Genomic DNA, 15,425 nt, shown 5'->3' on the forward strand with positions numbered 1-15,425 from the left:
AAAGAAGGATGCCGCTTCATTTATCTGGATTTTTGCTTTTCAAGTGATTCCAGATGATGATAGACTTTGCCGATTTCCTGATTGGAAGGGGTGAGAAGGCTTTTGATAGTTCCGTCCTCGATACGCGATTTGATCTCATTCAGATATCCAGTGTGGCAAACCTGAAATGCTGCGGCAGTTGCGATGACGAAATCGGTGTATCGCTCCCCCGTGGCATATTCGACAGCAAACGTTTCATTAAGAGAACTCGGCGCTACATTACCAGCTTTGAACGCGCTGACAAAGGCGGTGATTTCGGTATTGTAGGTATTATTGACATCATTTAGCATGGATCTCAGCGCGGGTATTTCGCATTTGACCTTCCCGGCAAGTTCCGCGATTTTGATGTAAGCATTGATCTTGAATCCCTTGTAGTTCAGGATGGACCGGTCCTTCGCGTTTAATTTCACGATTAACTTTGCAGCTGCAGCATTGAATGCTTTTTCCTGATTATAGCGTTTGGCGTACTGCCGCGCCTGTTGTTCCTGTAGTTTTCTTTCCGCCGCTATCATCTCATTGCCGGCTATGATCAGTGCTTCGGCATATTCGGCTGTTCCAACAAAGGATTTCGCAATGAGCTCGGGATCCGAATAGTACAAATTGACGTAGCTATTCAACAGCTCGAAACGCGTGGCATTGTCTGGGTGCGTTTTTAAAGCGCGGCCGTCATACAACGACTGATTCAGTAAATCGTCTGATTTTTTGTTCAACCGCGTCTTAAAAATATATACACCGATGTCCGATCCGGTCGGCAGCCTGCCAGATCGATTGAACAATGTCGAGTAATCCTTAATCTGCGAGGCCGACACGGTTTGTTTCTCTTCCTCAGAGATATTCTCAAATTTTCCAACAAACTGGTTTCTCCAGAACTTCATGGCTTCTCTGGGGTCATATCCCGCCTTAGTAAGCAGATAGAGCCCGACACGGTCGCTTTGTGCTTCATTGTTGACGGAATATTCAGAGAACCCGCTGATTTGCTTGGCTTTTTCGTAGTTTTTAAAAGCTTTCGAGAGGGAATCTATGTTTAGATTGAATGTTCTTTTCGCAATGACAGGGACTTTCATTTTAGGGAGATTGTTGTTGCCTACAACTTTTTTTCCAATATCTCCCAAAACATCTATCGCATTAGTATGAGACTTTTTTTGCTGTTCTATTTTATCGTTGTTTCTGGACTGATTCGAACTATGTTCATATATCGAATGCGTAATTTCATGGCCGAGAATGGCCGCGAGTTGTGCTTCGTTCTCCACTGCTCCCAAAAGTCCGGTATTGACTATCACCATGCCATCCGGTTGGGCAAATGCATTTACTACTGAATCAGCGAAAACGACGAACATGAATTTGATTTTGTCCTTAATAAAATCCGGAACCATTTTCAGGCCTATATCCTGAACATATTTTTGCAGATACATGCTATTCGCTATAGCTTTTCCATTGTACTTCGTTCCCAACAACAATGCTCGTTGTGCGGGGTCCATCCATCTATTATAATTTGAATTATGAAAGGATGATTCTTCATCGGCATGCCGAATGTCCCGGTCAAGTTTGGTTTCAAGATCCGGCGATATTTTTACGTCAGAGGCCAATGTGAAGCCTTTTGGGTCGTAAACCCCCTCCACAGTCGCGTAATCTCCTAATTTGAGTTGTTTGAAATTCTCGAAAACTTTGCCTTTGTAAAGGGTCTTTCTGTCACCGGCAATCTTACCTCCGGCTTTCATCTTCACTTTATGTCCGTCGATGATGGCGATATCTTCAGAAATGTCGTCCAACCTTCCCTTTTCTATTTTTACTTTTTTCGGAATCTCCTTAATGTGGATGCTATTGGCAATCACCAGATTCTGCTTCGGCATTTTATCACCAACGATTGCGATTTCCATTCCAAACTTTAATGTTTTAAAGTCTGAAATCCCTTTTGCAATAGATTTTGTCTTGGGATCTACGACCAGTACAGTCTCAGTGAATATCCCTTCCTTCGATGTAAAATTCACAACAAGCTCCTTCTTGTCGAAGTTAATCTCCTGGATAAACCCATCCTGTTTGAAATACAACCCGATTTCATCCACCTGAGCGTAGCAACTGTTAATGAAAACCAAGAATAGCGATAGCACAGAGATCAGGTGGTAATTTTTATAATGTTGAAATAGTAACATGGCTCAAATGAGTTGATTAGTTGAAAAAGCTTATAATTCGTGCGTCCGGGGCCCGAAACTGGTATCACTGTTGTTTCAGGTCAATTTGTACATCGCTGCTGCCAACAAATTTCAATGTTAGTTGCCCCTCGCGTCACCCCGCAAAGGGGGGTATTTTCGACATTTTTTGTTTGATTTATTTGCATGGTTATTTGTTTTTGCCTCTTTATCGAAAGGCATAAACAGAATCTCATCGCGGGGAAGAAAAAATTGAAAGAAATTTTTGGGGACGGGGCTGATTTATTGGGCAACAGGCCGTCACCCAACCAAGACAATTGATCGAATACAAAGCAGATTACCTTTTTACCGGCAATGCAAGTTCAGCGCTCTGGAGAAGGTCCGGAGGAATAAAAACCGATATGGTTTCGCTTGGGTCAGTGAGTTACAAGTTACTCAATCAGTACAAAAGGTGCCCATAGCTTAGGCTGAATGTGTTTTTTTTGAATGACCCTTTGCGCTTCTCTGAAAGCTTCATGGACTTCCATACCAGCGGCTATTTTAGTGTAGAAGGCGGTCATCAATTGTTTTGTCACCGAATCGTCGACCGGCCATAGGCTTAGGAGTAGTTTTTCGACACCGGCCATTCTGAATGCCCGCGGTAAACCAAACACCCCTTCTGAGCCGCGCACGTCGCCGAGGGCTGTTTCACAGGCACTCAGCACCACCAGGCGCGTCCGACGAAGATCCTGAAACTGCACTTCATAGGCAGTTAGTAGTCCATCCTCGTTGCCTGCTGGAATGGGTTTGAACTGCCAAAGGTCGTTAGCCCCAGAAAGCGCTAACGCCGTGCGCATATATGCTTCATCCTGAGATTTGGCTTCGTGTTTTGCATAAGGCCTGATGTACAGCCCATGTGTTGCCAGATGCAGTATATCCGGGGAATTGCCCGAAAACTGCCGGAACCGCTTTTCAGTAGCTTCTTTGGCTATGAAAAGTTCTGATTTGCGCAATATCCGGTGAATTTCGTTCACCTCTTTCGAAGTGGCTTCAAGGGGGCCAAAGGGTGAAATATGCTCTTTCCCGATTGCGGTTTGCAGGTAGGTGAGCGGTGCGCTGTTTTTTGCGGGAGCATTTTCCCCTCGAGCCAGCCCGTAATCAACCCCTCCGAACAAAGCGACCGACATGCGCGGTTCCCAACGGAATGGGGAAATGCCGGCAACCAATTGTTTCGTGCTAAAAAGCTGATAAAGTTCATACTTCCCTTCCAGGTATTGCTCGCCGATCGGGGTGTCAGGTGTTGTCCCGGGCAACGGCAATGCAGCGAACGACACACGGCTCAACAATCCCTGAGCGGAATAGTAAACGCGTTTAGCCCCACCCAGCAGCTTATCAATGGGCCTCCAAACCAACCGGTACAACGAGTCACCATAGGCTATCCTTGCGAACCCCCTCTCCCGTTCCTTTGCATAGAGATCAGGCTTTGCCAGTAGTTCGCCGATCTGCGCTTCGCTGCCTAGTGATACAAACTGCGGGGAGGTGTAGTCCGACCGGATGACCATGGCCGCATAAAGTATATCTTCCGGTTTCTCCGAATATTCTCCGCCGGCCGACGCCATGACGGAGAATGCTCTGAACCGGACAAAACTCACTACCGCCTGATCCGCTGCAAGACCGCTTCTTACCTGGTTCCAGCTGATCTCGCTGTTTGCTTGATTCGTTTTAGGCGCTTTTGCCAGTAACTCTAACAAGTCGTCCTTTATTTCCTCCGCGCTGGTCCTCGCGGAGTCCCTGCTGGCAACGGGCAGGTTAGCGATGCGCTGTCTTTGGCCCAGCCACGATTCGTAGAGCCCGGTTACGGCTTTATTATTTTGTCCCCTGATAAAATCCCGTTCGCGGCGCGTTTCGTCGAACAACAAACCGTTCAGGTACAGCTCGGCGTCGTAACTGAGGCGGGACAGGGCTGTATCTGGGTTTTGTCTATTTTTCTGAATAAAATCAGTAAACGACAGGGTCATTTGCATCCCCATGTCCAGCCTTGAGTAAGCCTCTTTGTCATCTTCCGTCCCACCCAGATTGAAAACGACGCGGTGTAAGTTCTTTATCAGATTATGATTTGCTTTGATCTCTGCTGCAACTCTGTCGTAAAGCCCCAATTGCATGTACACGAACATCAATTCCTTTCGGCAATTGGCTGCCAATGGCGTGTTGAGTGCATTCAAATCTTTCAAAATCGAAATGGTACGCTCCAAATGTTTCTGGGCTTTTCCAAGATTAATTTTGACCGTGCGATAAAAATTCCCCGCCACACGGTGACAGGTAACAGCAGAAGGACTCGTTTCTCCGTTTTGCGCGATGCAATCCCGAAGCGATTTCTCCAATTCGGCTTCGGTCATATTCTTGTTTGCTGTAGGCATTTCTGCCACCAATGCCAGATAAGGATTTTGGATAACCAGTGGCTCTTCGCTTGCTCTACCCGTAGCACCACCTGGTAATGGCTTTTTATTGTTTGTCTCATTCTCAGCATTATTGAGAGCATCATTATCTTCCTCGTTGTTGTCCTCCTCTTCGTCGCGCTGTATCTTTTCCATTAAAGCCAATGATTTTGTACGTGCCACTCTTACGCGCATGGGATCCCGTGCTTTCTCGAAAAACTGCGCTGCTGTTAAGTAAAGCCAAGCTGCTGTATTAACACGATGTTCCTCTGTTCCCGTTAACATTTCGTCCCCAATGGCCATGTAACGATCGCCTAGTTTAACAACACTTTCTGGAGATTTTATTTTTGCCTGCTGCTTTTCTGCCTTACTAAATTTCTCGAAAAAAACACCTTTATTTTCTTCATCTTTAGTTCTGAGATATGCATATCCTAGATTGATCAAATTGTTGACGATAATCAGATCCGGCTGGTATTTGTCCAGAATCTTTTCCGCTTTACCGGCATACTCTATTACTTTCAGGTATTTCTTTTGACGAAGTTCAAGGTCACCCTTCTTCGCCAAGTAATTTCCGTAGATCCTCTGCTGCTCCGGTACTTTGGGATTAAGTGTAGCCAGCGCCTTGTCGACCAACTCGCTGGCCTGTTCATACTTCCTTTTGGTTATGGCATCCTGGATCTGCGCTTCGATTTGTTTCAAATCCTGCGCGCCCACGCCGGATAGCGTTACGAATATCAAAAATTGCGTCAACGCAAGGGTTTTTATCAGTCCAGTCATGTTCGGTTATTGTTTAATGGTCTCCACCCAAAATTGAAGTTCATCTGTGCCTGCCTCATCAAGTTTGAGCGACTGGTTATTGCTCCCCCTCAAACGGGCCGAAAGCAGGTTGCTGATCGGGTTTGATTGTGTGCCAGTTTCGGTACTAAGCCCACGCGTTTGAATAGTGGTATTCAGCGATGCAGGATTTTTAGAAAGTATCAATTTGTAGGTCTCCAAGCCAACGGGGGGTGCAATACGTACAGGAATCGAGCGCTCTTCGCCAGGTTTTAATCTAAGCGTTGAGGGTGGGTACTTATTATTAGGTAGCCCTACGTCTATTCCTGCATCGGGAAGTATATCGATTACGGAGAAATAAAACGGCACGGAACCGATGTTCCTGACCGTGAAGAGTGCGTATTGATTGGTGTATAAAACAGGTATTCCCTGCCGTAACGTTACAGGCAACCTTGCTTCCACATTGTCATTATCAGGGTTGAGCTTGATGGGAATAATACTCATGGCTGCAAGCATTGACTGATTACGAACGTCGAGATCTTTGAGCCACCCAGCCTGTGCATAGGCGGTAATGCGGTCGCCCATGTTACTCAAATCACCAGGCTCGAACAATTCCAGTTGCAGCCCGTCGGTAGCGCGACAAAGCTCGATCTGCTCCTTAAAAGGCCTGATCAGCCAGTCAGCGTCTTTTTCGGCAAATCGCAGATTAGGGACGTCGGATAGTTGCGATTCAATCTCTCGTCTCCGCACATCAGATTCAAACCCGGTTAGGGCAACCAGCGCCGAGCCTACCTCGAATGCCTGCTTTACCAAAGTGGTTTTTAGAAAGACAGAATCGGTTTTGGGTAAAGGACGACTTAGTTCAATGAGCGACTCAAAAGGGGTTGCCTGCACCACACGTCCGGTCACTGGTGCTCCGGCATTATTATTCTTCCCCTTCAAGTTTACAGTAACTTCAGAGCCTCTGGTAAACCCAAGAAACATGCCTTTCGGAAAACGAAACTGTTGATATGCCTGATCCATACTGGTCTTTACCCAGGTAAATAGATCGGGCAAAACAATGTCTCCTCCCAACAACTTTGCCGTTTTGTTACCCTCCATAACAGGGTTCTGCTTCGGATCCCTGAGTAACATCATCTTTTGAATCTGATCAAAAAGAGACTGATAGGAAGCCCGCTCATCCATCAAGAGCATCGCTTTGCTGAAACATATAGACAACGGCCCAACCGGCTGTCGTTCATCATCGAGTACTTCACTCAACGGTTTACCAGCTTCTGTTCCAGAGATCATCACTACATTGCCTATGCTATTTGCTGTGGCTGCTCGGAGCGTGGACGCTGGCAAGTCAAACCACCCTGACTGGGGTTTGGCATCAGAGCTGACCGGATCTGCCTCTGTAGGCTGGATGTTGTCCGTACGTGTGACCGCCTGCCCGCGCATCATAGTCCCCGAATGACAGGCGTCGATGAGTATAAGCACATGTCCTTCCATACCCACAGCTATGCGAAGAGAATCAATGTATTTACCCAGTTCGTCGTCACGTATAAACCGGCGATCAAGTGGATCACTTGCGAGCGGCGCATCGTAGGGTACCAGTGCCTCATCCTTATGATCTATCATTTCATCGCCTCCCTCTTCATCGTCCAGCTGGGTGCCATGCCCACCGTAGTGGATCACTACTTTATCATTCGCTTTGCACTGCCTGATCAATTCGCTAAATGCCTTGCGAATGTTTGCGGCGGTAGCCTCTTTGTCCTGTAAAATTCGCGGAGTTAAAAACCGCTGCTGCAGAAGGGCTCCTTTCATCCAGTAGGCGTCACGTTCGGTATTGAGAGCCGCCCTCTTGGTCGCGTATCGCCCAATTTCGACGAGCAATGCCCTTTTGGCGGCAAATGCAGGTTCTGCCCAAAGCATGCAAATTGGAACCAGTAAATGCAGGAATTTCTTCAGGATTTTCATAATGAACAGGAAGCAATCTTTTCTGTAAGGCTTTGAATTGATTAGAATTGGAAATAGAATAAAAGCGGCTCGTTTTCCAGAGTTGATTTCAGGCTCTCCGCATCACTCCTGTGCTTGTGCCCCCCAGCACCAGAAACTATCTTTTCCAGTAAGGCCTTTGCCTCTTCCTTTCTGTGATCCTTGACATAAGCAATGCTCAGATACCATTCTGCATTTTGCTGTAACTCGACGTCGGCGGATCGAGTCCCGCTCAGCAGAAACGGAATCGCATCAAACGCATTTCCGAGGCCCAGGTAGCTCATCCCCTTATAAAAGTCGAAACAAGGCCCGCTCGGTTTTTTGTTAAGACTGTCGATTACTACCTGATAAGCTTCCGCATGATCCTGTCCCTGGTAATAGAGTTTCATGATGTCGAGATCCGGGCATTCGTCGGTCGTCTCGCCTCTTGATGCTCCCGCCATCGGACTATAGACACCATTGAAAGTTCGCAGATCTAGAGTCGTATCACGGACAAACACCCCTATCAGCAACGCGGCACACGCCGCGATCAGGTACCGCATCATTCCCCACAACGGCCTTACCTTCTGCGGCTCTTCTTCTGCATCTGTTTCAGCTTCGGCACTTTCAATAATGTCTTTGATCCTGCTGGCAGTTTCAATTCCTTCGAGTGTTTCGAAAATCGGGCGGAGCTCCTCTACACGAGCCCTGAATACCAAATCGTTTTGCAGACGCTCTTCAAATTTCTGCCTTCTGCTTTTCGGCAATGCATCCCGGAAATAGGCATGAATATCTCTGGTTTCTTTATCTGGGATCATAACGATTTCTGTTTGATAATTACCCCGAGTTCTTTCAGGCAACCGGAATGACGATTGTCGATCGAGCCAGGTGAATAACCGATTTGAGCGGCCAATTCCTTCGAGGTGAGACCTTCGCCGTAATCCCCGCCAAACCATTTGCCCATCAATATTTCCCGGCAGGGTTTACCCAATAGCTTGATTGCTTCGATGATGTTGCTCCGTAAATCATTCTCTTCGAAAGGCTCGACTATGGCCTCATCCCTATATTCTGATTTCAAATCCTCATAAAGTGCTACATGGTGCCTGTTTTCGGTTGCCTTTTTACGCAGGATATCTAGCCATCTTACTTTACAGATTCTGATAAAGAAAGTCAATATGCTGGCCCTGGCGAGCGACCCGAAGTTGGTAGGACGCCATTGGTAATATCCAATATCTGCGGGTTTTCTATCTAGTTTGCGCCTGAATTCAGATTGTGCCAGTGACCAGAGCTCTGATGCATCGTCCTTCTCGCCGCTATTCCTAATAACATTGCTCACCACCTGGTTGATGGTCTTTTTGTATAACTCGATGGTCGCGTTTCTCTCGTGGCGGATGATATTCTTGAAAATGTTACCCGCATCTTCCGCTTCCCCGAGGCTTTCACATTTCTTGATGGCATGGATATCCTCATCATCGATCAAAATATTCGAGCGTGCGGCTATATCATTATATACCAATTCAACCCTTTCACGTCTGTCCGAGAGCATTTCAAGGAAATATTCAGTGTATTTTTCTTCCAGTTCCCTGAGCAGGGTCGGCAATGTGGGATTGCCTTCAAGAACCGCAGCCGATTCGAGCGCTTGTTCTTCGTCCTCTTCCAACATATCGCCGTAGTAATAAATGAGGTCCGAAGTAAAAGCCGCTATGTGTCGTGTCGGAGTGTTCGTTTTTTCAATCAAATCCGCTACCCTCGTAGCTAAATTGTCAGCATAGCGGAGGTTGCCTACCATAGCCCCCTTCAATAAACCGGTATAAAGAATCTTCTCGTCCATGGACCTGAAACAGGATTTATTTAATGTGAAACTTAACAGATATAATGGTTCCGTTACCGGGAGCACTTTCAATCCTGATGCTGCCTTTAAGTTCGTTCTCAGCGCGATGCCGCAGGTTACCCAATCCCATGCCCACCTTTTCTGTCTTCGCAATATCAAAGCCGATGCCGTTATCTTCTATACGCACCTTCACGAGTTTTTTTTCCTCAACTATCGTAATCCCCACTTCCGTTGCCTTGGCATGCTTCAGAATGTTTTGGACCGACTCGCTGATGATCTTATTCAGCGAATGCTCTACAAATGGCTCGAAGTTTGGGCTTACGTCGGGAAGCGACAGCTTAAATTCTGGGTTTGCGATTGACCCGTATCGCTCCCGAATTTCCTCGATCAAACCGATTTTGGTCAACACCTGCGAGGCCAGCTCATGTGAGAGACCTCTTACATCCTTGTAAGCCTGTGCCAGATAGGTCATTGCGTTTTTAAACTCAATCGAGAAATGGGCAACATCAACGTGGTTGTCGGAAAATTCCCGCAGTTTGAGCATCACACCGGCAATCGAAGCACCAATATTATCGTGGAGGTCTTTGGCGATCCTCTCCCTTTCACGGTTTTGAGCATTGATCTCGGCGATAAAAAAATCATTTTGAAGCGCTTGGTAATCAGCTCGCTCGATACGAAAACGATATACAATCCCGATCGTAAGAAAGAACATTTCGATAAATGTCGCGGTGTAATAGATATCGTGCAGCGTCTGGGTTGGGATTCCGTTGAAATCAGAAGTGATCTCCATTACACTTACAATAGCGACAGGCGTTGTAGCAATGAGAAAGTACCAGGAGGGAGAATACTTTTTTTGAATACTGGTTATCAGGTGGTAGTACATTACAACGGTGTTCATCCCAAACAGTGGGTAGAAAAACATCCTGTAATAAAACAGCTCTTTCCCTAACAAAAGCATTATTATGAGCAATGCGAGCAGAAGCGCCATTACGATACGGCTTAACCTGATCATCACAGAATTCTGCCTGGAATCGACCCTAAGATATTGCTCGGCAAAAAGCAAGTAAATGATGTTCAGGAGTGTGGTGAGAATCGCAAATATGTTTTTGTTCTTGATAAAAACAGGTGTTTTCTCAAACAATAAGTAGTGATAGTCGTTCACAACAGCTGCCATGATGAAGGAACCTATAAGGCAAAATAAATAGAACAGGTACAGCTTTTCCTGAAAAAAGGTAAAAAGGATAATACTGAACAGGATCATCAGAAAAATTCCGCCGAGATATAGGTTATAACCCAATTCTCCTTTCTTTATCGCAACCTGCGTATAGGCCGGATCTGCAATCGTAAGATACGGAAGCGACAAATGGTAATTCTGATTGTATATCCTGACATAAATGGCGGTTAGGCTACGGGGTTGCAACGTCATGGGCACGACCAGGAACTGGCTCGCAAAAAGCCTTTTGGAAATAGGCAGGTTTTTACCCGTGAAAAACGCATGTCGGTTATTCTGGCTGTCTATCCAGTATGCACGCAGATCGTCGATCCCTTTAGTAAAAACCATGACAAATACTGGGTTAGCCATGTTGTTGGCTACCCTGGTTCTAAGCCATACCACCTTCGTGCCGGTAGAAAAGGCCTTCGGAAAATGATTGAGGATGTGCCAGTTACGACTTTCTTTTACTGATTCCAGTGTCGATCTGGGCGATGACTCTTCGATGGCTTCCCATACGCCGGTAAGCTTGTCCGATACCAATGCGTGATCCCACACGATGATTTCCTGCCCTTTCACCTCCAGGACATTCGATAGTGTCAAAATAAGTATTGCAAAAAGTCTCGTCATTTTTCGATTAGGTACCCGTTCTCACCGGCAATCTTAACTAGGTTCACGGAATTCCTGGCTCCAAACTTCTTGATCAGGTTGTCGCGATAGTCTCGTATGGTATCATGGGCAAGATGCTGTTTATCAGCTATTTGCCGACTGGTGAGGCCTTCTGAGATATCGCGCAATATGCTTCGTTCGCGATGAGTAAGCACGATCCCATTGGGATTTTCGACAATTAGGATTCGCGACAACAGGTTTTTTTGTATGTATTCTTTCCGCTCAAAGTGCACCTGCCGGATCGCTTGCCGGATCTCCGAGGCATCCGCCTTCTTGGAGAGGTAGCCCATGGCCCCTTTCTTTTGGGCTTTGGCGATAAAACTCGGTTCCTCATGGGTCGAAAGAATGATAGCACGGGCCGCAATGCCCTTTTCTCTTATAAAGTCCAGTATTTCATAGCCCGACACTACCTGAGAATACTCCGTTCTGCTCAGGTTGGGCAGGATCAGGTCCAACAGAAGAAGATCGACTTTCTGGGCTCTTAATTGGAAATAGACTTCCTGCACAGTACTTGCAATACCGACCAACTGAAAATCATCGGTATCTTTAAGTAGGTTTGCGTAACCTTCCGCTACCACCGGATGATCTTCAGCAATGAGAATTCTTATAGCTGCGCACATTGGCCTGGACGATTATGATTCGAGGAGGTAAAGTTGGGGTTCTTAATTTGAATGAAGACCCCGCAAATGCGGGTTCTTCATTCTGTTTTGCGAAAGATAATTAATTCTTTGTTTTGACAGGGAACCACTCACCGTTTATTCGATGAATGAGAGCAGCTTAACCCTACCACGCTCCAGGTAGCTTTCAAATCTGCGGAATGAATTTTCCGTTTCATTGAGCGACACATCAAACAAATGCAAACGCGAACCGGGACCAACATATCCTCTCAACGGATCATTCACCACCAGCATCGGGGTTTGCTCAATGCTGTGCAACGGAAGAGCCAATTTTCTCAGAAAACCGAATATGTCGTCCTTGACAGTCGCCACCCAGCCGTCTGCACCGATGATCTGAAGGCGTCTGAGCGCACCGAGAAACAGAGATATCACCACCGCTCGGTTCTTTTTCCCCTCATCCGACGTTGCGAAGCGACCAATCTCCACATATTTCCTCGTTGAAAGCCCATAGCATGAAAGGTCAAAACCGAAGAGCGATTCACAAGGAAAAATGCCATTTTCATCGGGGTGCATCACACTCATTGTTCCCAGAATTTTCTGGCTGTCGGCATCCAATGCTATCAAAACATCACTTTCAAACTGATGTTTTTGGAGCGCACCCAGATCGTTGATGTCGAGCTTGAAGGCTTGCAGGTAAGTTTCACGGACCAGTTGATAGGCCATTTCACGACTGGCGAGATTGTCGGCGAGTGTTACAGAAATTGTCATTTGGGCTATGATTAAGGTTAAACAACTCTTAATCGCAGCCCAAATAGACCATCTCATTTTTTGGTGAGAAGTTTTATCCTCGGCAAGAGAGAACCAGTTTTTTTCTTGTACAACCGGTAGTCGTCTCCAAAATGACAGGTTAGCAGGCCCTCTTCCTGAGAAATGCGGTGGTAATAAGCCAGACCAATCGCAATGAGAGCGAAGGGGAGACTTACAAATGCATGCAGCCAAAGCAATGTGCCCAAAATGGTCATCATTGCGCCTGTATAGCTGGGGTGACGTACTAGACCATAAATACCCGTGTCGATCAATCGATGTTCCGATTGGATGGTCACCGGATTGCTGAAATACCGGTTCAGTGAGATAATGGAATATATTCTCAAAGCCAACCCTCCCCAGATAAACGCGAATCCCAGCAAATCGACCAATTGTGGAAAGGCTGGCCCTTCGCCCCGAAAGGCCCATTCGATAGCACTTGCATTCGTAACCAGCACACCCATTACAGAAATGCCAAGCATGGAATACTTGTCGGTTGGGTTGAACAGATCCGCCCTGGTCAGCGTCGGTTGAGAACCGAACATGACAATCGTTGCCAGCATTACCATGGCGAACTGCCATTGTATCAATACCGAAGGATTGATGATACACGCTGGACCAAACAAAATGAATAGTGTAAAAACGATCGGCAGTGAAACACGCATAGCTTTTTTCATAAGAGTTGAAATTAGGTTCAACGCTTAATCGAAGCACAAAGAACGGGTCTCATCTAAATTAAGAAATTTGGATTTTTTTGTCGATTCCAGAGGTATCCCATGACTTGCACCAACATGTTGGGTTCCTTGGTAAGTATACCGAAACGACGGACAATAACAAGAGCTCGCCATAATCCCGTTCTTCGACGGATGGATGCCAGTCATAGGGTGTTACCGTGGAATACTCGGAACTTTCAAACCAGGGAATGAAGATCAACTGATAGCCATTCTCGCCAGCGATCGCACCGAGGTATAGCTTATGGAAGTAGTTGCCTAACCCGTTTGCCGTGCTTTCAAAGATGATCTCAGAGCCTTGGGTTGGTAGGACGGCCTGCAACAGACCGGCTGCAATCTTCTCAGGGTTTTGCCAGAACGCTGCCTCTGATCCGTGTAAGAGCTGCATGGTCATCCCCCGCCCTACTTCACCAGATCCCGCTGTACAGATTGAGTAACCGCTATTGATATCACCAAACAACAACTCTTTGGCATTGGCTGCTTTGGTGGTCGGCTTCATGATCGGTGGCAGGTTCTTATGGAAAGTATCGACCATACCGAACAGGCTGTCTGTAGATTTCTGCTGGTGGGTTAGAACGAAGAATTTACGCCCTATTCCATTGGCGACCTTGTGGAAGTAACGAGCTGCGATATACGTTGAGCAGCCCTGCTGTCGAGCTTTGAGGATGATGGCTCTGACCTTACCAGTCTCGGCCAGCTGCTTTTCAAGGGCATTGTGGATGATGAGCTGAGCACTGTTAAACTTAAAGGGTGCGATCTGACCATCCTTAGTCTGGATTTTTAGACAGGTCAGGGCATAAGCTGGTAAGTCAGTGATGAGACGGTGTCGGATGTCGTCGGTCAACCCTTGATCCAATCTGTTATGTACTGATGAAAGAGCGAGGATGCACCCAAAACCTGGACGCTGGACACAGTATCGCGCTTCTCGAAGTCGTGGAATACGGTGTTATCTTCCAGGATCACAACCACACCAACAGCTTTGGCCACACCATCCTTAACATACTGGTTTGCTGTCTTTAAGGCAGCATAGTTTACGTCAGATGTGTGAACAGTCAGGTTCTTATCGGGGAAACGCTGGATAACGTTGCCTGTGCGTTTGTCAGTGATCTTTCCAATGCGGCAGTGGGTCAATCAGCCACCGGTGGTAATGGTTCACTAGATGCTTGTATTACCCCTGTTCCCTGACACCAAGGACATTTATCAGGCTCATGCTCTGGAGCGTAAGCAGTCCAGGAATTACACATATCACAATAGATATCCGGCCAATCTTTAGTCAGCTCAGCCAAGTTGGTTGAAGGATCGTTTAGCATCACGCACCCGCTTTCAGGGCTTGCTCAATGGTTTCAGCGAGTTCATGTTCATTTAGAATTCCCTTTTGTCCCCAGTTAGCATTATCAATACCAACTGCGGCCCAATCAACCAGAATGGCTAACGCCTCCAAAGCCTTCGCCCGGGCTTCGTCTGTCGGCTGGGCCAGGTCGGCTCGGGTGTTCCATAAATTGGTAAGAACTTCTTGCGCACGTTTGATACCACCGGGGCCATAATTGTAATCCGGTTTATCTCGCCATTGAAAGTCAGGGTTATCAAATCGCTCTTCCCGTGTAAAATGGTCAGATATTTGGACGCTTAGACCAATACCGCAATCACCTATGCAGTTGACTTCTGGTTGTGTTCCATCAAGCATCAATTCAGCTTCCCCACCACAGAACGGACACGGCAATAACTCACTCATCACTTCCCGTCATTCTTCAGTTGCTCTTGTGCTTGTTTTAGGAACTCATCATGTGTCTGCGCGATCATGCCGGAGTGGTTCAGCTGTGTAGGCAGGATCTTACCGAGCAGGCTAATGAATGAGCTGGAATTGTCAATGGCCTGGTCTTTCAGATATTCAACCCCGCCCAATTCATCCAAGGCTTGCAGCACCATCGCCTTGATGTCAGCTGTAACCTTGTTCGGTGTGCCCTTCTGTCGTCCGCCGTACTTTGCGCCTTTTGGCATTAACTACCTCAAAATAATTTAGTTAAAATGCTATCATGATTTTTGAGAAAGGTAAAGCCTTTTAAATATCTTAATGGAAAATTATGTCACCCTAACCCTTTTTCACTGTGTTAGCTCAAATTCAGGTATTAGAAAATCTTGGAAAGATCGCCGGTATCGCTGGAATAGCGGTAGGTGTATTCTTTTATCTTTTCCGTAACATTATTCGGTTAACAATATTTCCACAACTAACAAG

13 protein-coding genes are annotated in these 15,425 nt (G+C 46.5%); all 13 read right to left on the reverse strand.

Going from position 1 to position 15,425, the window contains the following annotated elements:
- Positions 1-20 precede the first annotated feature (20 nt).
- Positions 21-2,189, reverse strand: coding sequence for a M48 family metalloprotease (locus tag AC1XUF_RS28685; protein ID WP_483345307.1), 2,169 nt, complete (start codon positions 2,187-2,189; stop codon positions 21-23).
- Between the two features lie 428 nt (positions 2,190-2,617).
- Complete coding sequence (locus tag AC1XUF_RS28690; RefSeq protein WP_483345308.1) at positions 2,618-5,377, reverse strand: CHAT domain-containing protein; 2,760 nt, start codon at positions 5,375-5,377, stop codon at positions 2,618-2,620.
- Positions 5,378-5,383: 6 nt separating this feature from the next.
- On the reverse strand, positions 5,384-7,333 hold the full coding sequence (locus AC1XUF_RS28695) for a caspase family protein (RefSeq protein WP_483345309.1): 1,950 nt from the start codon (positions 7,331-7,333) through the stop codon (positions 5,384-5,386).
- A 41-nt stretch (positions 7,334-7,374) separates the two neighbouring features.
- Positions 7,375-8,148, reverse strand: a complete 774-nt coding sequence (locus tag AC1XUF_RS28700) for a hypothetical protein (protein ID WP_483345310.1) — start codon at positions 8,146-8,148, stop codon at positions 7,375-7,377.
- The gene (locus AC1XUF_RS28705; RefSeq protein WP_483345311.1) at positions 8,145-9,161 is read right to left on the reverse strand and encodes a sigma-70 family RNA polymerase sigma factor; all 1,017 of its coding nucleotides are present in this window, start codon (positions 9,159-9,161) and stop codon (positions 8,145-8,147) included. The genes AC1XUF_RS28700 and AC1XUF_RS28705 overlap by 4 nt, the downstream gene beginning before the upstream one ends.
- Before the next feature lie 16 nt (positions 9,162-9,177).
- Complete coding sequence (locus AC1XUF_RS28710) at positions 9,178-11,001, reverse strand: sensor histidine kinase (RefSeq protein WP_483345312.1); 1,824 nt, start codon at positions 10,999-11,001, stop codon at positions 9,178-9,180.
- On the reverse strand, positions 10,998-11,660 hold the full coding sequence (locus AC1XUF_RS28715; RefSeq protein WP_483345313.1) for a response regulator: 663 nt from the start codon (positions 11,658-11,660) through the stop codon (positions 10,998-11,000). The genes AC1XUF_RS28710 and AC1XUF_RS28715 overlap by 4 nt, the downstream gene beginning before the upstream one ends.
- 135 nt (positions 11,661-11,795) lie before the next feature.
- Positions 11,796-12,425 (reverse strand): N-acyl amino acid synthase FeeM domain-containing protein, encoded by a 630-nt coding sequence (locus AC1XUF_RS28720; RefSeq protein ID WP_483345314.1) that lies wholly within the window; start codon positions 12,423-12,425, stop codon positions 11,796-11,798.
- 53 nt (positions 12,426-12,478) lie between these two features.
- The gene (locus AC1XUF_RS28725) at positions 12,479-13,138 is read right to left on the reverse strand and encodes a methyltransferase family protein (protein ID WP_483345315.1); all 660 of its coding nucleotides are present in this window, start codon (positions 13,136-13,138) and stop codon (positions 12,479-12,481) included.
- A gap of 58 nt (positions 13,139-13,196) precedes the next feature.
- A complete protein-coding gene (locus AC1XUF_RS28730) occupies positions 13,197-14,036 on the reverse strand; it encodes a hypothetical protein (protein ID WP_483345316.1) in 840 nt (279 codons plus the stop codon).
- Complete coding sequence (locus tag AC1XUF_RS28735; protein WP_483345317.1) at positions 14,033-14,323, reverse strand: hypothetical protein; 291 nt, start codon at positions 14,321-14,323, stop codon at positions 14,033-14,035. Before AC1XUF_RS28735 ends, AC1XUF_RS28730 begins: the two co-directional genes overlap by 4 nt.
- Before the next feature lie 178 nt (positions 14,324-14,501).
- Entirely contained in the window at positions 14,502-14,924 is a 423-nt protein-coding gene (locus AC1XUF_RS28740) for a Lar family restriction alleviation protein (protein WP_483345318.1), read from the reverse strand.
- Positions 14,924-15,190: a hypothetical protein gene (locus tag AC1XUF_RS28745; protein ID WP_483345319.1), complete on the reverse strand. Its 267-nt coding sequence runs from the start codon at positions 15,188-15,190 to the stop codon at positions 14,924-14,926. The genes AC1XUF_RS28740 and AC1XUF_RS28745 overlap by 1 nt, the downstream gene beginning before the upstream one ends.
- Positions 15,191-15,425: the final 235 nt, after the last annotated feature.

The sequence above is a fragment of the Dyadobacter sp. HNCC25DJ185 genome (assembly GCF_056895195.1).